At 58.4% G+C, this 17,995-nt stretch carries 15 protein-coding genes; 7 read left to right on the top strand and 8 right to left on the bottom strand.

Translation table 11 applies throughout. From position 1 onward, the window contains the following. Nucleotides 1–69 precede the first annotated feature (69 nt). Genes JNK74_19790 through JNK74_19775 form a run of 4 tightly spaced genes read right to left on the bottom strand, consistent with a single transcriptional unit; the run spans nt 70 to nt 6,451 of the window. On the bottom strand, nt 70–3,243 hold the full coding sequence (locus JNK74_19790; GenBank protein ID MBL7648428.1) for a CusA/CzcA family heavy metal efflux RND transporter: 3,174 nt from the start codon (nt 3,241–3,243) through the stop codon (nt 70–72). 48 nt (nt 3,244–3,291) lie between these two features. After that, on the bottom strand, nt 3,292–3,630 hold the full coding sequence (locus tag JNK74_19785) for a P-II family nitrogen regulator (protein ID MBL7648427.1): 339 nt from the start codon (nt 3,628–3,630) through the stop codon (nt 3,292–3,294). A gap of 14 nt (nt 3,631–3,644) precedes the next feature. After that, entirely contained in the window at nt 3,645–4,955 is a 1,311-nt protein-coding gene (locus JNK74_19780; protein MBL7648426.1) for an efflux RND transporter periplasmic adaptor subunit, read from the bottom strand. Further along, on the bottom strand, nt 4,952–6,451 hold the full coding sequence (locus tag JNK74_19775) for a TolC family protein (GenBank protein ID MBL7648425.1): 1,500 nt from the start codon (nt 6,449–6,451) through the stop codon (nt 4,952–4,954). Before JNK74_19775 ends, JNK74_19780 begins: the two co-directional genes overlap by 4 nt. A gap of 855 nt (nt 6,452–7,306) precedes the next feature. Here JNK74_19775 and JNK74_19770 point away from each other — a divergent pair. The 4 genes from JNK74_19770 (at nt 7,307) to JNK74_19755 (ending at nt 10,232) form a co-directional block, all read left to right on the top strand. Continuing rightward, a complete protein-coding gene (locus tag JNK74_19770; protein MBL7648424.1) occupies nt 7,307–8,155 on the top strand; it encodes an efflux RND transporter permease subunit in 849 nt (282 codons plus the stop codon). Nucleotides 8,156–8,170: 15 nt separating this feature from the next. Further along, a complete protein-coding gene (locus JNK74_19765; GenBank protein MBL7648423.1) occupies nt 8,171–8,617 on the top strand; it encodes a hypothetical protein in 447 nt (148 codons plus the stop codon). Nucleotides 8,618–8,671: 54 nt separating this feature from the next. After that, on the top strand, nt 8,672–9,100 hold the full coding sequence (locus JNK74_19760) for a hypothetical protein (protein MBL7648422.1): 429 nt from the start codon (nt 8,672–8,674) through the stop codon (nt 9,098–9,100). A gap of 154 nt (nt 9,101–9,254) precedes the next feature. Then, nucleotides 9,255–10,232 carry a cation transporter gene (locus JNK74_19755; GenBank protein ID MBL7648421.1) on the top strand — a complete coding sequence of 326 codons (978 nt, stop codon included), beginning with the start codon at nt 9,255–9,257 and terminating at the stop codon, nt 10,230–10,232. A 228-nt stretch (nt 10,233–10,460) separates the two neighbouring features. Here the strand turns inward: JNK74_19755 and JNK74_19750 are convergent, their stop codons facing one another. Continuing rightward, nucleotides 10,461–11,726, bottom strand: a complete 1,266-nt coding sequence (locus JNK74_19750; GenBank protein ID MBL7648420.1) for a citrate synthase — start codon at nt 11,724–11,726, stop codon at nt 10,461–10,463. Between the two features lie 363 nt (nt 11,727–12,089). On the opposite strand from JNK74_19750, the gene nhaA reads away from it, so the two are divergent. Continuing rightward, a complete protein-coding gene (gene nhaA / locus JNK74_19745) occupies nt 12,090–13,520 on the top strand; it encodes a Na+/H+ antiporter NhaA (protein MBL7648419.1) in 1,431 nt (476 codons plus the stop codon). A gap of 80 nt (nt 13,521–13,600) precedes the next feature. Next, entirely contained in the window at nt 13,601–14,518 is a 918-nt protein-coding gene (locus tag JNK74_19740; protein ID MBL7648418.1) for a diguanylate cyclase, read from the top strand. A 22-nt stretch (nt 14,519–14,540) separates the two neighbouring features. On the opposite strand, the gene JNK74_19735 is transcribed toward JNK74_19740, so the two are convergent. The 3 genes from JNK74_19735 to JNK74_19725 form a co-directional block, all read right to left on the bottom strand. Beyond that, nucleotides 14,541–14,765, bottom strand: coding sequence for a hypothetical protein (locus tag JNK74_19735; protein MBL7648417.1), 225 nt, complete (start codon nt 14,763–14,765; stop codon nt 14,541–14,543). A 399-nt stretch (nt 14,766–15,164) separates the two neighbouring features. Continuing rightward, on the bottom strand, nt 15,165–15,914 hold the full coding sequence (locus tag JNK74_19730) for an arginyltransferase (GenBank protein ID MBL7648416.1): 750 nt from the start codon (nt 15,912–15,914) through the stop codon (nt 15,165–15,167). Nucleotides 15,915–16,137: 223 nt separating this feature from the next. Further along, entirely contained in the window at nt 16,138–16,317 is a 180-nt protein-coding gene (locus JNK74_19725; protein ID MBL7648415.1) for a hypothetical protein, read from the bottom strand. Between the two features lie 177 nt (nt 16,318–16,494). Between JNK74_19725 and JNK74_19720 the strand changes: the two genes are divergently transcribed. Beyond that, on the top strand, nt 16,495–17,892 hold the full coding sequence (locus JNK74_19720; protein MBL7648414.1) for a sulfatase-like hydrolase/transferase: 1,398 nt from the start codon (nt 16,495–16,497) through the stop codon (nt 17,890–17,892). The last annotated feature ends 103 nt before the right edge of the window (nt 17,893–17,995 follow it).

Genomic DNA, 17,995 nt, shown 5'->3' with positions numbered 1-17,995 from the left:
TCCAACGGGTCGCGCCAAACCCCTGGAAATAAAGGTGATTGAGGATGGGTTTTCAGTATCAGGGTTTGCCTAACTCTCCGGTCGAGACTCCCTGGAAAAGAGCCTGTAGAGAACGGGGAGCACCACCAAGGTGAGCAGCGTCGATGAGATAATTCCTCCAATAACCACGGTTGCCAAGGGTCGCTGCACTTCCGCGCCGGTGCCCGTGGCGATCGCCATGGGCACGAATCCGAGCGAGGCCACCAGCGCGGTCATCAGAACCGGACGAAGGCGGGTTATGGCACCTTGGGAAATTGCCTGGTCAATGCCGATTCCGTCCTCGCGTAACTTTTGGATGAACGAGATCATGACCAATCCATTCAGAACAGCAACGCCGGAGAGGGCGATAAAGCCGACGCCTGCGGATATGGACAATGGTATGCCGCGTATCCAGAGCGCGATAATTCCGCCCGTGAGTGCGAGTGGAACGCCGGTAAATACAAGCATGGCGTCTTTGGCACTGCCAAACATCATGAGCAGCAAGACAAATATCATCAAGAAGGACAGGGGTACCACGATCCGCAAGCGTTGCGCGGCAGAAATCAACTGTTCAAACTGGCCGCCCCAATCGGTCCAGTATCCGGCGGGAATTTTGACGCCCGCCTTAATTTTGGCTTCAGCTTCGCCTACGAACGAACCTATGTCCCTGCCTCGAACATTGGAGGTGACTACAATTCGTCGTTTGCCATTTTCCCGACTGATTTGATTGGGGCCTGGCGCAATGTTGAAATCGGCCACCGTTTCCAGAGACACATAGCCCGCAGCCGAGGACGGGACGGCGGCTTCGGTAAGATTTGACTCGTTGTCTCCGACTGTCCCGGCGGGCAACGGCACCGGCACACGCTTTAGCGCTTCAATATCCGACCGGAGTTCTTCGGGTAGCCGTACGACGAGATCGAAGCGCCGATCACCTTCAAAGACTTCGCCCGCACTCTTGCCCCCCACGGCAACTTCAATGACTTCCTGCACATCGGCAACGTTGAGCCCCAGGCGGGCGATGGCTTTTCGATTGGGGGTGATGCTTAGCATCGGCAAGCCCGTCACTTGCTCCACCTTAACGTCGGCAGCGCCCGGCACCTTCTCCATAACCTCGCCGACTTCCTGCGCCGTAGCCAGCAAAACATCCAGATCATCGCCGTACAATTTCACGGCCACGTCGCTGCGTACACCCGCGATCAGTTCATTGAAACGCATCTGGATTGGCTGGGTTATTTCGTAGTTATTGCCCGGAAGTTTTTCGACCATTTCCTGGACTTCTGCCACAAATTCGTCTTTGGTCTTATCGGGGTTGGGCCAGTCCTCATGCGGCTTCAGCATCACATAGGTGTCTGCGATGCTGGGAGGCATGGGGTCCGATGCAATCTCCGCAGTTCCAATACGGGCAAACACGGTCTGCACTTCAGGCAGCGCCTTGAGGGATTGTTCGAGGGTACGCTGCATTTCGAGCGATTGTGTAAGGCTTGTTCCAGGGATACGCAGAGCCTGTACCGCCATATCGCCTTCGTTCAGACTCGGGATGAATTCACGCCCCATTCTCGATGCAAGGACACCGCAGACGACACAGAGGAATAATGCGGCAACCGTAACGGGGAGTTTGAACTTCATCGCCGTGTTTAGTGTCGGGAGATAAAGCCCTTTCGCGAATACCACCAGGAGGTTTTCTTTCTCCGCGATCTTCCCGCCCATGAAAGTCGCGACCGCGGCCGGGACAAAGGTCACGGAAAAAATCATCGCGCCGAGCAGCGCCGCCAGTACGGTGAACGCCATGGGCCCGAACATTTTCCCCTCAACGCCCGTCAGCGTGAGAATAGGCAGATAAACCACCATGATGATGAGCTGGCCGTAGATTATCGCCCGCCGTGTCTCACTCGATGCATCAAAAACCATATGCAACCGCTCGGCGAGCGTGAGGCGTCGTCCAAGCCGGTGTTGCTCCTCTCCGAGCCTGCGGATGCAATTCTCCACGATGACCACCGCGCCGTCCACGATGATGCCGAAGTCGAGCGCACCAAGACTCATCAAGTTCGCGCTGACTTCGTTGGTAACCATTCCCGAGATCGTGAAAAGCATGGAGAGCGGAATTATCAGGGCGGTGATCAGGGCTGCCCGGATATTGCCGAGGAACAGAAACAGCACGATGATGACGAGCAGCGCGCCCTCGCCAAGATTTTTGTAAACCGTTTTGATCGTCTTGTTGACCAGGACGGTACGGTCGTAGACGGTCTTGGCGATCACGCCCTCTGGGAGGGATTCATTGACCACGTCCAATTTCTCGCCAACGGCCTCGGAGACGGTTCGGCTATTCGCTCCCATGAGCATGAAGGCTGTTCCGAGCACGACCTCCTCCCCATTCTCCGTCGCCGCACCCGTGCGAAGTTCCTTGCCGAGCCCTACCTCCGCCACATCATGGACATGGATGGGAACCCCGTCGTGTGTCGCTACAACAATCTCCTTGATGTCTTCCGGCCCCTGCACCTGCCCGGGCGAGCGCACCAGATATTCTGAGCCGCTCCGTTCGATGTAACCTGCGCCAACATTGCTGTTGTTTCGCTCAAGCGCCGCCAGCACGTCGTGAAACGTAAGGCCATAGGATGTAAGTTTTCGGGGGTCGGGCGTAACGTGATACTGCTTCTCATATCCGCCTATGGTGTTCACCTCCGTAACGCCGGGCACCGTGCGCAACTGTGGCTTCACCACCCAATCCTGTATCTCGCGCAGATCAGTCGCTGTATAAGGCTGGCCATCTTCCTTGACGGCGCCAGGCTCAGGCTCTACGGTATACATGTAAATCTCGCCCAGGCCAGTCGATATGGGCCCCATCGTGGGTTCAAGGCCGGGTGGCAGATTACTCTTCGCCTCCTGGAGGCGTTCGTTCACGAGCTGGCGCGCGAAGTAGATATCGGTGCCATCTTTAAAGACGATGGTCAATTGGGACAAACCGTAACGCGACAGGGAGCGCGTGTAGTCAAGTTTGGGAAGGCCCGCAATCACGGTTTCAAGCGGAAAGGTAATTCGCTGTTCCACTTCCAGAGGAGAGAACCCGGCCGCCCTGGTATTCACTTGCACTTGGACATTCGTTATGTCCGGCACGGCATCTATCGGGAGCAAGGTATAGCTGTATATACCCAGCGCGGCGATGCCCATCGTAGCAACGAGGACGAGCCAGCGCTGCTCTATGGATATTTTCAGCAGACGATCAAACATGCTGCGTTTTCCTTTTTATTCGTTTTCAGAGGAGACGAGGGGGAGGCGCTATACGGCGGCGTCGTTGCGCTCGCCGCTGCGAATGCGAACAATGTCGACGAGATCCGCAATCCCGATCACACCATCCCCCGGAATACCCGTGTGCGCCGCCGTCCTGATAACCTCGGCCAGGTGCGCGCAATGGTCGTCGGTGCAGTAAATCTCAAGTCGTGCCATTTCGCGCATGGACAGGCCCGGTTCCGGGCTATAAGTCCCGCCCGCGCCCCTGCCACGGCTTTCACCATGACAAGTGCTGACGGTGACTCCGGGGAAATGTTCACAACGCTCCAAGGCGTGTAGTACTCGGTCCAGCACGTGGGTGCGAACAACGGCAGTGATTGTTTTCATGTTCATCGTCTCCGTTAGTGCTCGTGCGCCGCGCCAGCTTTTTCGATGTCGGCCTTGACGAGAAAGCTGTTCTCTGTTACATACATTTCACCGGGATTCAGACCCTCGAGAATTTCGGCCTGTTTCCCGTCGCTGCGGCCCAACTTAACGGGGCGTGACTCGATCGTATCGCCTTCGCGAACGAAAACTACGGATTCATCCTTCAAGGATTGAACGGCATCCAGAGCCACGGCAATCGGGACGGAAAATTCATCCTGGGTTATTCCCACCGACACAAAGAGGCCGGGCCGCCACAGTCCTTCGGGATTGGGCAGTTCGACGGTTGCCTTGGTTGTTCGGGTTTGTTCTCCAACGAGGGCCCCTATGTAGGCGACTTCTCCGGTGGCCTCAATACCGAGATCCTCGGAGCGCACGATCACCTGTTGTCCGTCACGGATATTTTTTAGGTCTGCGGCGTAGACCACTACGGAGACCCAAACCTGGCTGAGATCGGCGATCACAAAAGCGTCCGCCTGGGCTTCCACAAATTCGCCGGTTGTGAGATGCTTCTCGATCACCGTTCCATCAAGCGGGGAAATGAGAGAATAATCCGTCAAGCTGCGGTCGCTGCGGTCACGCACCGAGGCAATCGCTTCCGTTGAAAGTCCCAGCGCCTGCAGTTTCTGGTCGCTCGTTCGGATCATGATGTCCTCTTCAGCCAACGCCTGTTTAGCAGAGAGGAAGTCCTCGGCGGGGGAGATTTTCTTCTCGAAAAGTTCCTTTTCCCGCGCGAAGCGCGACTGGGCGAGCGAGCGACGCTCCAGCGAAGCCAGGTAGTCGCTCTTTAAGTCGGCAAGTTCGCGGCTGTTGATTTTTGCCAGCAGGTCTCCCTTGGCGACCATATCACCCAGGTTTTTAGCGACTTGCTCTGCCACGCCACTCAAGCGGGGTACTACGTGAACGACTCTGTTTTCGTCCAGGGCAATTTCCCCCGGCAAGGTCAAACGGTTTTGCAGGACGCCGCCGACAGCGGGGGCGAACTTGAGGCCATGCTTTTCAGCAGTAGCTTCGTCGATTTTGGCGTGTTGGGCACCATCTTCGTCCCCATGCTCATCCGTGCCGCCTTCTTCATGGGGTTCTTCCCCATGGTCGTCGTGCTTTTCGCCCTCTTCGGCATGTTCTTCCTCGCCGGTGTGCTCGTGTTCTTTTTCGCCCGCTTCGTCGGCATGGCCAGCCTCGCCTTCCTCGGTGGCCGCGACGGGCATCTCCATGGTTGAAAAGTAGTAGGCAAACCCGCCGCCGACAACAACAACCAGCGCAACCAGGACAATATTGAGTACTTTCATTGTTTTTTCTCCATGGGCTCTACTAACTCAACAGGCTGTGCCGGTTCCGAGGTCATCCCGGTGAAGCGCTCGATCTCCACGATGGTTTGTTGAAAGGAAGCTTGTGATTGGGTCATTTGGCGCTGCGCGTCAAATAGCGCGCGCTGTGCGATGAGTACATCCAGCAATCCGAATTTACCCGCCAGGTAGCCTTCCTGGACGGCATCGAAGGCCTCTTGCGCCGTTGGCACGACGGTTATTTTCATTGAAAGGTAAGCGGCATGGAACGCCGATGCGCGCTCCGAGGCCACCGCCAAGGCGTTAGATATGGCCGCTTGGGTAGCGCGACGCTCATCGGACGCCTTGCGAGCCAGATATTCCGCCTCCGCGATGGAGCCCTGGTTGCGGTTAAACAGAGGCAAGGGAAGGGAGAAACCGAGCACAACGCGTGCATCTCGATCGGAGTCGGTGCTTCCCCTAGTTATCGATAGACCGTCTGCACTAGAAAGATCCCTGGTACCTGAATCCGCACCGCCGGATCCCGAGCTACGTAGACCAAGAGTCACCGTGAGATCCGGCTTACCGTTGGCCCGCTCCAATGCAATCACCGCGTCGCGCCGATCCAGTTCGGCGACCCAACGGGACATATAGGGAGACCTGTCAATCGATGCCTCTAGATCTTCAGCGGACATTGGGGCGAAGGACTCAGGAAAGCTCCCGATTGCCGTGTCAAATCTTGGCTCGTTCGACCCCCACGTCCCGGCAAGTTCGATACGCGCCGCATTCAGTTCGTGGATCGCGGTATCACGCTCGATGCTGAGCTGGCCGAGCTCCACCTGGCTTCGGGATTCTTCGATTGCCGATACTTTGCCGGCCTGCACCAGCGTCTGAATGGTCGCATGGGCTTGGTTTGCCAGATCGGCCAGTGTTTTCGACAAGTCTACGTGTTCCTGGGCGGCAACTACGGCGTAGAACGCTTGGGCCGCCTTTGTCAATACATCCACGCGGGCAACTTCGTAGTCCCAGGCGACAACGTCCCGTTCGCGGCTCGCCGCTATTACGCGCTTGGCGCGCTTGCCTCCCAGTTCAACCAGTTGGGAGAGGGCGAGGGTAATTTCCGTTTCTCCAAACACGGAGTCTTGCGGAGATTCCTCCGAACGCGAGATACCGGCAGAGAGGCCGTCAACGCCCGAAAAGCCCAGCGTTCGAGACGAAGCGCTTGTGCTATTGGATCCACCGATCCGGATATCTTCAATATCAAGCGAGAGTTCTGGATTGGGGCGCAGCCCCGCCTGAATCTCCCTTGCTTCGGCGGCTCGGATATCCCAGGAGTACACCTTCAAGTCAGGATGCTGTTCGAGCGCAAGGGCCAAGACATCGGCTAGAGACAACGGGCCGGTTGGGTTATTGAAAGCAGTCAACTCTGGTTGTGACACAGCTTCGACGGCATAACATACATAAGCAGGAACAGCCCAAAAGGTGAGGCACGCCAAAATATAGTATGGAAACTTTGACATTTTATCGCCCTCCATTAGATTTGGGGGGCGTGCGAGTAAAGTGATTGCGGCCAAGATGGGGATATTTGGTATACGGCGGGCCGTTTTTATTGACGCGTGGTGTAAACGTGTTGCGTGCATATGAAATCGGCGCATGCGCACACCCCAGCGCCACGACGCTCAATGTCAACAAAAGTGCGGCAACAAGGCACGAGCTTCTAAAGGAATGGAAGTACTTTGACATGATACAACTCTCCGTCGTAGTTCAAAACACATTGCGAACATCGCGGCCAGGCAGATGAAGTGACCAGATGCACTTCTCCTGGACGTTCCACGAGAGACGGGGAGGTTAAATCAGATACGGATCACGGTGGCGCGAAGGGATCTCAGTGCCAGGCGAGAGTGAGATAGTTCAGCCGGGGGAGGCGAGGGCTGAACGGCATTGCATGCAATGCCGCTGGCTGGCAAGGCGAACACGACCAAGGTCTGTGATGCGAAATGGGGCGGTATGTTGCGAACTGATGTCTGAGATTTTAATGCCAGCGTGGAGCTTAGAGGAAAGTCCACGCAACCGCCACATTGATCGTTGTTATCGTTTGCTGCGTCTATTTGAGTCGTGTATGCCCCAATTGGCATTCGCGGTGCCGCCAGCTGGGTACAGCACGCCCGAACAAGAGCCTCGATCTCGAGATGACCATTGTCACCAACACAGAGTACGCAGCTGCTTTGAAGAATCAGGCCGGATAAACAGCAAATCAAACCCACCGCAGTCAAAAGGGTGTGAAGCATCGATTTGGTTGTTGCTGCCGAGCCTGTCATACACCTCATATTACAGAGGTGACTCGCAATATGTCAACCTTGTTCAGGTGCCAAATCTTGCTCCTATTGGGCGAGGGCGGTGGACTCGTGAAATTGAGCGAGGTGGCCGAGATCCGGCCGGAGCTGATGGCCCTGGGCATCCAGCGAGAAAACGGGCGGCGCAAAGCGGTCGTTTCGCTCAACGTGGCCGAGGGCTACAACATAGGCGACCTGGTGCAGCAGGTGGAGGCCAAAGTTGAGCCCATCGTTACGGAGTTCGGTTACACCGTGACCTATGGCGGCCAGTTCGAGGCCCAGCAATCGGCAAGCCGCTCGATTTACCTCATGGGCGCGTTTGTCAGCGTGGTTATTCTGGTCTTGCTCTCCAGTGCCTTTCACTCCACCAAAGCGGCGGCCCTGGTCATGCTGAATCTGCCCCTTGCGCTCATTGGCGGTATCGTGGCCATTTTCCTGTCGGAGAGTGGTAACATATTCTTGAATAGCGCCGCGCTCTTCGGCATCGGTGCCTACAAGGCCCCGGTGATTTCCATCGCCAGTATGGTGGGCTTCGTGACGCTCTTTGGCATTGCGGTGCGCAACGGCATCCTGCTGGTCAACCACTACAGTCACCTGATGGAGGTCGAGGGGAAATCCTTTGAGGACGCCATCCTTCAGGGTTCCCTGGAGCGCCTCGTCCCGATCCTGATGACGGCCCTCACCGCCGTGCTGGGGCTGATTCCCATCGCCCTCGCCAAGGGCGAGCCCGGCAGCGAGTTGCTTGCCCCCCTCGCCATCGTCGTCCTCGGGGGGCTGGTCACGTCCACCCTGCTCAATCTGGTCGTGGTACCCGCGGGCTACTACCTCCTCTTTCATAAGAAACCGATTCAATCCAGGAACGAAACCGACAAAGCGGACGATCTGTCCTGAACAAGGAGAATACCCATGAAACGCTGCACGTCTTTCCTTTTGAGTCTTCTAATCCTCGGCGCTGTGGCCGGCTGCACTCAGGCCGGGCCCGATGCCAAGGCCCCCGACGCCCCGGCGCCGGAGGCCGCTCCGGTATCCCAGAACCAATTCGCCGAAACCGGGGCGCAGACGGCGCTCGCTCCGATCATGCTGGACCCTTTTACGGTGGATTCTCTGCACATAGGCGATCTGGCCAAGGGCCACTTCAACCTCTATGTCAAGGGAGGCGAACCCGCGACCGTGCGCGCGTGGGTCGGCGATGAAGGGGCCACCGATACCGTTGTCACCAAAGCAGAATTTGAAGTTGACCACCATTGCGCTCATATCGAAGTGCCCGATCCCCTGTCTGCGGACGCCCGGCTCTGGGTGGAAATCGAAACGCCGGAGGGGGGCCGCCTGAAAGGGAGCACAGCGCTCAAATAGTCCCATTTCCTGTACGTTCCGTCGTTGCCTTCATACCAACCAGGAGACTGTCCCATGAAGAATTCCAGTATGGTAATCGCGGCAATGGTCCTTATGGCCGGGTGCGGCGCATCTCCCGAGCCGGAAGCCGGCAATACCCCCCAGCCGGAAACTGCGGCTCCCACAGCCACGCCGACCGCTATTCCAATGACCGAGTTGGCCTCCGTGACTATCGGCCCTTACACCGTACAGCCGATGTTCGAAGAAAAGCTTGAGGATGGTCACTTCAATATCAAGGTTTCCGGCGGTGAGGTTGCCGCCATCCGGGAATGGGTGGGTTCGGAAGACGCCTCGGGGGTTGTTGTCGTGAAAACGGAGATTGAAAACGACTATCATCACGGTCACGTGGAAATGCCAAGCCCGATCCCTGCGGACGCGCGCCTCTGGATCGAAATCGAGACCCCTGCGGGGGACCGACTTAAGGGGAGCGTTCCCCTGCGCTAAAGAATACGTCGGCCGCCGCCCCCCCCGCTATTCGGGGCGGCCGGCCCGTCGGGTGTCTTAAGCCGATACGTAGAACGAAGGAAGATCCGTCACCATGAAGATTCGAAGCGTCCGCCCAAGGACGGAAAGTCAATCGGAGGGCGCGGGTGGACGCATGCACGGTTCCGCCAAGCATCACCACGATGGTCAAGGGCGCCATCATCATGGACACCATCACCACGGACACGGACACGGGCATTCTCATGGCGTCGTGGATGCCACCATCGCTTCCACGTCGCGCGGCATCTGGGCCATCAAATGGTCCTTCATTGGCCTCATGGTCACCGCGTTGATACAGGTGTTCGTGGTGGCGATGTCGGGCAGCGTGGCGCTTCTGGCGGATACCATTCACAATTTCGGCGATGCCGTCACGGCGGTGCCCCTCTGGATTGCATTCCTCTTTGCCCGGCGAAAGCCGAGTCCACGGTTTCCCTATGGCCTCGGCAAAGTCGAAGACATCGCGGGCGCCGTAATCGTCCTGATCATCCTTTTCAGCGCACTCGTAGCGGCTTACGAATCCGTGCTCAGGTTCATCCATCCCCAGCCCATTCAGTACCTCGGCGGGGTTGTTGTGGCATCCATTGTCGGGTTCATCGGCAATGAGGCTGTGGCCCTGTTCCGCATTCGCGTAGGCCGCGAGATCAACAGTGTGGCCCTTATCGCCGATGGATACCACGCCCGGGTGGATGGCTGGACAAGCCTGGCCGTGCTCGCGGGCGCCGTGGGGGTCTGGCTGGGCTTCCCCCTCGCCGATCCCCTCATCGGGCTGGGCATCTCGGCAGCCATCTTCGGAATCGTCTGGCAGTCGGCGCGCGCTGTAACCATTCGCGCGCTGGATGGGATAGAACCCGATACGGTCGAGGGCATCAAGCATGCCGTGGAACACGTAATCGAGCATGATTCTGTTGTAGAAGTGAAAGCGCGGTGGCTCGGACACAAGCTCCGTGCCGAGGTGGGCATTGCCCTTGACCCCGCGCTGTCGGTGGAAGAGGCTGGCAGGCTAGTTCGGCGGATTCGTGAGGTGCTGCACGAACACTTGCCCCACTTGGCGGGCGTTGTGGTCTATCTGGCCGAGAAACATGACACAACCTGAGCCTTCGTCCCACACAGGCAAGCTGGACCGTGAGCAAGAACGCGTAATTATCGAGCCGCATGCGCCAAAGATACGCTGATCGGCATGTAGAATTCGTTTGAGACCGGCTGGCCTCCGGCCAGGATAGAAAAAAACTGCGCGAGAATCCCATAAGATTCTCGCGCCAAAACAATCTTCACCAGACTTGCCCGGCTATTGAGGGGGCCGATCAAGCGGAAGAGACCGACTCTACTTCTTGTAGCGTCGCTCGGTCGGCCCCACGTAAATCTGGCGCGGGCGATGGATCCGGAAATCGGGGTCGTTGCGCATTTCGAGCCAGTGCGCGATCCAGCCGGGCATGCGACCGATCGAGAACAGCACCGTGAACATTTCCGTGGGGATACCCATGGCGCGGTAGATGATGCCGCTATAGAAGTCCACGTTGGGGTACAGCTTGCGCTCGATGAAGAACTCGTCGTTGAGCGCGATCTCTTCGAGGTTCTTGGCGATATCGAGGAGCGGATCGTTGATTCCCAACTCCTTCAACACGTCGTCGCAGGCTTCGCGAAGCAGCTTGGCGCGCGGATCGAAATTCTTGTAGACCCGGTGGCCAAAGCCCATCAGGCGGAAGCTGTCGTCCTTATCCTTCGCCTTTTCCACATACTTCTTGTAGTCGCCGCCGTCGGCCTGGATCATCTGGAGCATTTCCAGCACGGCCTGGTTGGCGCCGCCGTGGAGGGGGCCCCAAAGGGCGTTTACGCCGGAAGATATGGAGGCGTACAAATTGGCGCGGCTGCTGCCCACCATCCGTACCGTGGAGGTGCTGCAATTCTGCTCGTGGTCCGCGTGAAGAATCAGCAGGGCGTCCAGCGCACGTTCCAGCACGGGAGACACTACATACTCTTCCGTCGGCTGGCCAAACATCATCCGAAGAAAATTCGCGGCATAGCTCAAATTGTTCTGCGGATAAATGACCGCCTGACCCACGGACTTCTTGTAGGAGAACGCCGCCAGCGTCTTGACCTGCCCGAGAAGACGCATGACGTTCAGATTAATATGCTCTTCGTCTTCGGCGTCGTAGGGATAAAAGGAAGACATGGAGGAAATCATCGACGCCAGGATATTCATGGGGTGCGCCGTGACGGGGAAGTGGTCGAAAAATTTCAGCAGACTCTCGTGTACCAGACTGTGCCGCGTGAGTTCCTCGCGCCAGACTTTGAACTGCTGCTCGTTGGGAAGCTCGCCATGGATCAACAGGTAGGCCACCTGGGAAAAGCGGAGTGTGCCCGCAAGGTCCTCGATCGGATAACCGCGATAGCGCAGAATTCCGTTATCACCGTCGATATAAGTGATCGCGCTCTTGCAGGATCCCGTGTTGCCATAACCGGGGTCATAGGTGATTGCGCCGGTCACTTTTCGCAAATGGGTGCAATCGATGGCGACTTCGTTTTCCGTGCCCGCAAAGGCCGGGAAGTCGTTGCTTTTTCCATCGAGTATAATCGTGGCACTACTCATTGGTAATCTCCGTACTGCATTCGGATTTCCGGATGGACACTCCCCGGCGCCATTCGCGATTCACCCCAACGGCCCGGTTCCGGGCTTGTGACTTCCTCGATTTGAGGTCAACCCTCTGTGAGTCGGGAAGTATATACCATGTTTTCCAAAAAGTGCAATTCAAGATTCCCGGTCCAAAGTGGATCACGCGGGCCGAAAAATCGGGATTTCACGGGATCTTTAGTTGACACTTGTGGTGCTTTTCCTGAAAAATACGTAAGCTGCCACGGCGGAACCCGCCCGGGTTGCGCGGGCGGCCCGAAGCTTTGCCACCGCCCGGTGGCTACAATCACAGTTCCTGAATTCCAGTGAGGTTTCCAATTCATGTCGAAACGTGCTTCTTCCCCCACACCGCCGCCACTGGAGCAAGTTTCTACCTTGCAGAAAATTCTTCACCACGGGGCCATGTCCGCCGTGTTTCTGCTCGTGGCGGCCATCGCGGCGCTTTGTCTGGCGAACAGCTCGCTCATCGTGCGGGGTCGTCCCCTCAGTGAATGGTACACCGATCTGTGGCACCTGAATTTCGGCATATACCTTCATGGCGAGGTGATTGCGAAGTCTCTCCACCACTTGATTAATGATGGACTCATGTCGATTTTCTTCTTCCTGGTGGGGCTGGAAATCAAACGCGAGATGCTGGTCGGCGAGTTGGCCTCGGTCCGGAAGGCGCTGCTCCCCATCGTTGCCGCCATCGGTGGCATGGTCTGTCCCGCCCTCATCTACTCCGCCATCAACGCCACAGGCGACGGGCTTTCGGGCTGGGGCATCCCCATGGCGACCGACATCGCCTTCGCCGCGGGCGTCCTGGGCCTCCTTTCCCGGCGGGTGCCCACGGGGCTGGCGGTCTTCCTGATTGCCCTGGCGATCGTCGATGATCTTGGTTCGGTGACGGTAATCGCCCTGTTCTACACGGATACCATCGCGACGACACCCCTGTTGACGGGAATAGCCGTCATTCTCACGTCCTCTCTTCTCGCGCGGCTGGGTATTCGCAATGCCCTCGTGTTTGCTTTGCTTGCCGGTGTCATCTGGGTGGCCTTCTTCCTCTCCGGCGTTCACGCCACCATTGCGGGCGTGCTGTTCGCCTTCACCATCCCGGCCGACGCACGTTATGAGACGCCGTTGTTCATCAGCCGGATTACACAACTTCTCCAGCGTTTTGACGATGCCGAGGACCATGTGAATCCCCTGCTCGTAAACTCCCGCCAGCAGCGGGTGGTCCGGGCGATTGAAGCGGAATGTGTTCACGTCGAAGCCCCCCTGCAGCGGATCGAGCATAAGCTCCACCCTTTCACCGCGTTCGTCATTATGCCGGTGTTCGCCTTCTCCAACTCCGGGGTGCAGATTGAGTTTTCCCGCATCGCCGAGCTCTATCTCCAGCCGGTTTCTCTGGGCGTGATATTCGGGCTGGTCGCCGGGAAACAACTCGGCATCATGGGGGCGTGCTGGCTGGCGGTCAAGTCCGGCCTGGCGGATCTTCCACAGGGCGTGCGCTGGCTTCAGCTCTGGGGGGTAACCTGGCTTGCCGGCATCGGCTTCACCATGTCCCTGTTTATCGCCGGCCTGGCCTTTCCCCTCGGGCATGACAGTGGCCATGGGCCAGCGGATTCTTCGGCGCACGCCGCCGATCTCCTTGCGGGCGCCAAGCTTGGTATACTTACGGCCAGCATCATCGCCGGAAGCGTGGGGACGGCCATACTGCTTTACGCCAGCAAGGGCAACCCGCCCGCGCTTGCGACGAACGAACACCACTAGCGCTTAATTCGGGAACCCTGAAAGGCTCCCCTCCGATACAAAGCAACGGGCGCGCCGCGCCACCTGGAAAGTCGGGATTTATGGCTATTCTGTCGAATATGCGTCAACGTCATGTGCTCATCGTCGAAGACGATGCCAACACCCTCCACCTGATGCGGGACTACCTGAGCCGGGCCAATTTTCGGGTGCGTACCGCCCCGGATGGCTGGGAGGCCCTGAAGCGACTGAAGGATGGTCCCGTCGACATTGTGGTATCGGAGCATTCGGTGACCGATATGGATGGTGCCCGGCTGCGGGAAAAATGCATGATGAACCCCGTTACGCGGGACATCCCCTTCCTGTTTCTCATCGACGGCACCCAGACCGAGAGCCACGTGCGGGCGCTTCGCAGCGGGGTGGATGACTGTCTCATCAAGCCCTTCGATCCGGTGATCCTGGTGGCCCATGTGCAGGCGGTAATCGAGCGCAGGCGCTCCTACGAGGAAATGGTGCGGGTCGATCCCCTCACCCGCCTGCTCAACCGCCCCGCGCTGGAGAAGGAGCTTTCCGAGGAACTCCGCCGGGTCATGCGCTACAACCGGGTTGCGAGTCTGGTGCTGATCGATATCGATTCATTTACCGAGGTGAACAGCGAAAGCGGTGTGGCCATGGGCGACCTGCTTCTGACCTGTCTTTCCGGCGTCATACTCACCAATATCCGGGTGATGGATATCGCAGGCCGCTATCACGGTGGACAGTTCATACTGTTTCTGCCCGAGACCCCCCTCGATGGCGCGATCATCCTCACCCAGCGCATCCAGGCCCAGCTTGGCGCCATCGCCAATGCCGTGGCGGGCTTTGCATTGACCTTCACCGCGAGCATCGTGGCCCTGCCGGACGATGGCGATGACATCGAGGTCGTGCTGCCGCGCCTGGAGCAGGCCCTGGAGCAGGCAAAGCAGGAGTTTCCCGACGGCGGGGTGCTCTACCACTGGGGTCAGGGCGCCATCGGTACGTGACGCGTCCACCCGGAAGCTGTGCTCAGGACGGAGGGGCTTCGGCGGGGCGCTGGATGGGTTGCGTCACCGGACGAACATTCTGCTCATTCCGGTGCATGAAGTCGTAGAACAGGCACGCGAAAATGATGACGATCAGGGTCATGGAGATGCCCATGCAGACCAGGATCATGCGGGGATAGGGGTCCCTGGTGGGCAGGCCCTCTTCAAGGCCGGCACCCGCATTGGGGTTCGGGGTGGCTTCGTTCATGACTGGGTACTCCTCGATCAGGTGGGGCCGGGTATTACCCGGGAAAGACGCGCCGCCATCCAGACAGCACCGCGCCCCCGCGGTGCATTCTACGTAGGAAACCCCTGCGCTTGCAAGGCCCCCGCAAGCGCGTACTCTTACCGCAGCCCGATGAACCCTGGGAAAGTCAGAACCCAGGTTCGCACTCCTTCAGGCCGAGCGTACTGCTACAACCTCCTCACCGGAGATGACTGTTGTCACGGAGCTAAAGCGCAATATGCATACCAACTTCGACTCATTCCCTCGTATCTCGCTAAACGCGCTGGCAACAGAGGTTTATAATTTTGGGGTCGCGGCAGATCTTCGATTCGATGGGGCAACCGCGACGGCGGTGTTCCCATTTTGGGACAGAGTTGTGTGTCAAATTGGGAATCGCTCCGGACTGAAGGGGATCCAACCCGGTCGGTCGGGCTGCTTCAGTTCACAGGGCTGAAAGCGCGCTTTGTAGTTCATCGCCGCGCATCCGGGTATGAAATAGCCCAGATAGTAGTAAGGCAGCCCCCAGGTTTTCGCAAGTCGAATTTCAAACAGGGCGGACCAGGTCCCGGGACTCAGGCGAGAAAAATCGGGATCAAAGTAGAAGTAGACCGTGGAAAGGGAATGTCGCAGGCGGTCAACAATCCCGACCCCCGCGAGGCGACCATCGACCCGGTATTGCAGTTCCATCGTCTCGTGGCGCAGACAGCTTTCCACCAGAAACGTGCTGTAGCGCTCTTCGGTGACCGCGCACTCTTCCGTTCCGTGCTGGTGGGCCAGGTAGCGGCGGTATACCTCGGCCTTTTCCACGCTGTATTGGCAGGAGCCCACCGAGACCACGAAAGCCTCGGCACCCCGATTCCAAACGCGCCGCTGCGACTTGGTCATCCTGAAGGTATCCACGGGAACGCGCAGCACCCAGCACTCCCGGCAGGCGCCACATACGGGACGGTACACATAGTTCCCGTTCCGCCGATAGCCCCAGGCCAGCAATTCCTCGTAGTGCCCGCTCGCCAGATGGCCATTCCCGAAGCGGAACGTCGCCTCCTTACCGGGCAGGTAAGGACAGGGATCCGTCACGTCCCCCAGGTGGATGATGGACTCCAGTTCGTCCCTGTTGATCTCAAGCTTCATGGTATTCAGCCAACCCTGAAAACGCTGCGGCCCGGCATCCGGAACCCTGAACGTTTACTATAGCACCCCACAAACGTTTTTCTCACCGATTCGTCCGAAAACGAATCGACACGACCCGAGTATATCGAGACGTGTCGTTCAATCATGGCGGTATGTACTTTTTTAATGCGCCCAACCGCCGGGCGGCATTCCCAACGAAACCCAACGCGATTGAGTTATGTCGTCATACTTGAATATTCAGATTCTGCCCCGTTCCGCCCACCTGGGCCGAATCGAGGAGCTTCAGGGCCAGATCGCCCTGTAGTTCAGTCACATCTTTGAGGAGTTGCGCCGTCTTCACGGTCCGTTGCAGTTCGATCTGCTGTGCGGACATCGTCGGTCCCACACCTGATATTCCAGCCATGTACGTACCCTCCGTGGTCGTTGATGCTGTAATTTAGTAGAAGTATACCCCGGAATACCCCGCAAGGCAAATGGAAACGGTTAGATTCTGGGATTGAAGTACGATTTGCCTTCCCTGCGCGTGGTCGCTATCCTGTCGAAAGGTTGTGTGTTCAGGGCTTTTACACGGGAGAACCCCATGCGCTGCTTAGATTGCTGTCTGTCGGTCCTGCTGATCGTTTTCGCCATGACCGCCCACGGCCTCGAACGCCCCAATATCGTCCTGATCCTCACGGACGATCTGGGTTACGGTCATATCGGCCCCTATGGCCAACAGAAAATCAAGACGCCCCGGCTGGATCAAATGGCGGCGGAAGGCATGCGCTTTACCCGGGCCTACGCCGGTGCCGCCCTTTGCGCCGCATCCCGCAGCGTGCTGATGACAGGCTACCATGGCGGCCATACGCCCGTCCGGGCCAATGGCGGCGGCATTCCCCTGCGGGACGAAGATGTGACCGTGGCCGAAGTGCTCAAGGCCGCCGGCTATACCACCGCCCTCTTCGGCAAGTGGGGACTCGGCGAAGCAGGCACATCGGGCACCCCGAACAAACAGGGATTCGATGAGTTTTTCGGCACGCTGCACCAGCGCCACGCTCAATTTCAATACACGGATTATCTGTGGCACAACGAGAAGCGCCACCTGATACCCGAGAACCGCAACGGCGCGAGAAAGGTCTATACCCATGACCTGATCCTGCAAAAAGCACTGGATTACCTTCAGGCGGACCACGCGGCGCCTTTTTTCTGCTTCGTGTCCATCACGATCCCGCACCACGAATGGACCGCCCCCGAATCGGCCATTGCGCCCTATCGCGGCCAGTTTCCCGAAGTGGCGCCCGAGTTCAATTGGCGCGAGGGCTACCACACGCCCGACGCGCCCCGCGCCACCATGGCCGGCATGATTTCCCATATGGATCGGGGCGTGGGCCAGATCCTGGATGCCCTCAAGGCGAAGGGTATCGCGGAGAACACCCTTGTGCTCTTCACTTCGGACAATGGCCCGGATCACTACAGCATTCCCGATCCCGATTTCTTCGACGCCAACGGTCCACTGCGCGGCTACAAGTACGACCAGTACGAAGGCGGCATCCGCGTGCCCGCGCTGGCCTGGTGGCCCGGAACCATCCATCCAGGCGACGCAAACCACGTGCCCTGGCACTTCGCCGACTTTCTCCCCACCTGCGCCGAACTTGCGGGTGCGCAGGATTCGGCCCCGCGGAATCTTGACGGCCAGTCCATCCGGAGTCTTTTCCAGGGCCAGCCGTCGGCCGATCTCGCACGCGCCCGTTTCTTCTACTGGGAGGACGACACCGGACAACGCGCCGGCCTTCTGAGCGGTGATTGGAAGATTATCCAGCGCGGCCCGGACAGCGCGCCGGAGCTCTACGACCTGAGCGAGGATCCCGGCGAGTCACAGGATCTGAGACAGCAGAATCCCGAAATGCTCGCGCGCCTGTACGCCCTGCTCGAAGCCAGTCACACCGAAGCCCCGCCGCAGAAGAACCCGGAAGCGCCGGACGGACGGCTATATGAGTAAGACATGACGGTATAGATCGCGGTCACACGAGCAATGGGGTGGAATCAGAAGGTCAAAAAGGCATCCTTGCCGGCCTGGGTGCTTACCACCTCCCTTCCCCCCC

The organism is Candidatus Hydrogenedentota bacterium, from assembly GCA_016791475.1.
In the GTDB taxonomy this organism is placed as follows: Bacteria; Hydrogenedentota; Hydrogenedentia; order Hydrogenedentales; family JAEUWI01; genus JAEUWI01.
Note: the sequence above shows the minus strand (reverse complement) of the source record. Positions and strands in the feature narration are given on the sequence as shown.

Excerpts from the sequence above, each read along its gene's own strand:
- nhaA (MBL7648419.1), top strand. The coding sequence starts at position 12,090 with ATGTCGAAACGTGCTTCTTCCCCCACACCGCCGCCACTGGAGCAAGTT.
- JNK74_19790 (MBL7648428.1), bottom strand. The coding sequence starts at position 3,243 with ATGTTTGATCGTCTGCTGAAAATATCCATAGAGCAGCGCTGGCTCGTC.
- JNK74_19750 (MBL7648420.1), bottom strand. The coding sequence starts at position 11,726 with ATGAGTAGTGCCACGATTATACTCGATGGAAAAAGCAACGACTTCCCG.
- JNK74_19730 (MBL7648416.1), bottom strand. The coding sequence starts at position 15,914 with ATGAAGCTTGAGATCAACAGGGACGAACTGGAGTCCATCATCCACCTG.
- JNK74_19720 (MBL7648414.1), top strand. The coding sequence starts at position 16,495 with ATGCGCTGCTTAGATTGCTGTCTGTCGGTCCTGCTGATCGTTTTCGCC.
- JNK74_19735 (MBL7648417.1), bottom strand. The coding sequence starts at position 14,765 with ATGAACGAAGCCACCCCGAACCCCAATGCGGGTGCCGGCCTTGAAGAG.
- JNK74_19785 (MBL7648427.1), bottom strand. The coding sequence starts at position 3,630 with ATGAAAACAATCACTGCCGTTGTTCGCACCCACGTGCTGGACCGAGTA.
- JNK74_19725 (MBL7648415.1), bottom strand. The coding sequence starts at position 16,317 with ATGGCTGGAATATCAGGTGTGGGACCGACGATGTCCGCACAGCAGATC.
- JNK74_19740 (MBL7648418.1), top strand. The coding sequence starts at position 13,601 with ATGGCTATTCTGTCGAATATGCGTCAACGTCATGTGCTCATCGTCGAA.
- JNK74_19760 (MBL7648422.1), top strand. The coding sequence starts at position 8,672 with ATGAAGAATTCCAGTATGGTAATCGCGGCAATGGTCCTTATGGCCGGG.
- JNK74_19755 (MBL7648421.1), top strand. The coding sequence starts at position 9,255 with ATGCACGGTTCCGCCAAGCATCACCACGATGGTCAAGGGCGCCATCAT.
- JNK74_19775 (MBL7648425.1), bottom strand. The coding sequence starts at position 6,451 with ATGTCAAAGTTTCCATACTATATTTTGGCGTGCCTCACCTTTTGGGCT.
- JNK74_19765 (MBL7648423.1), top strand. The coding sequence starts at position 8,171 with ATGAAACGCTGCACGTCTTTCCTTTTGAGTCTTCTAATCCTCGGCGCT.
- JNK74_19780 (MBL7648426.1), bottom strand. The coding sequence starts at position 4,955 with ATGAAAGTACTCAATATTGTCCTGGTTGCGCTGGTTGTTGTTGTCGGC.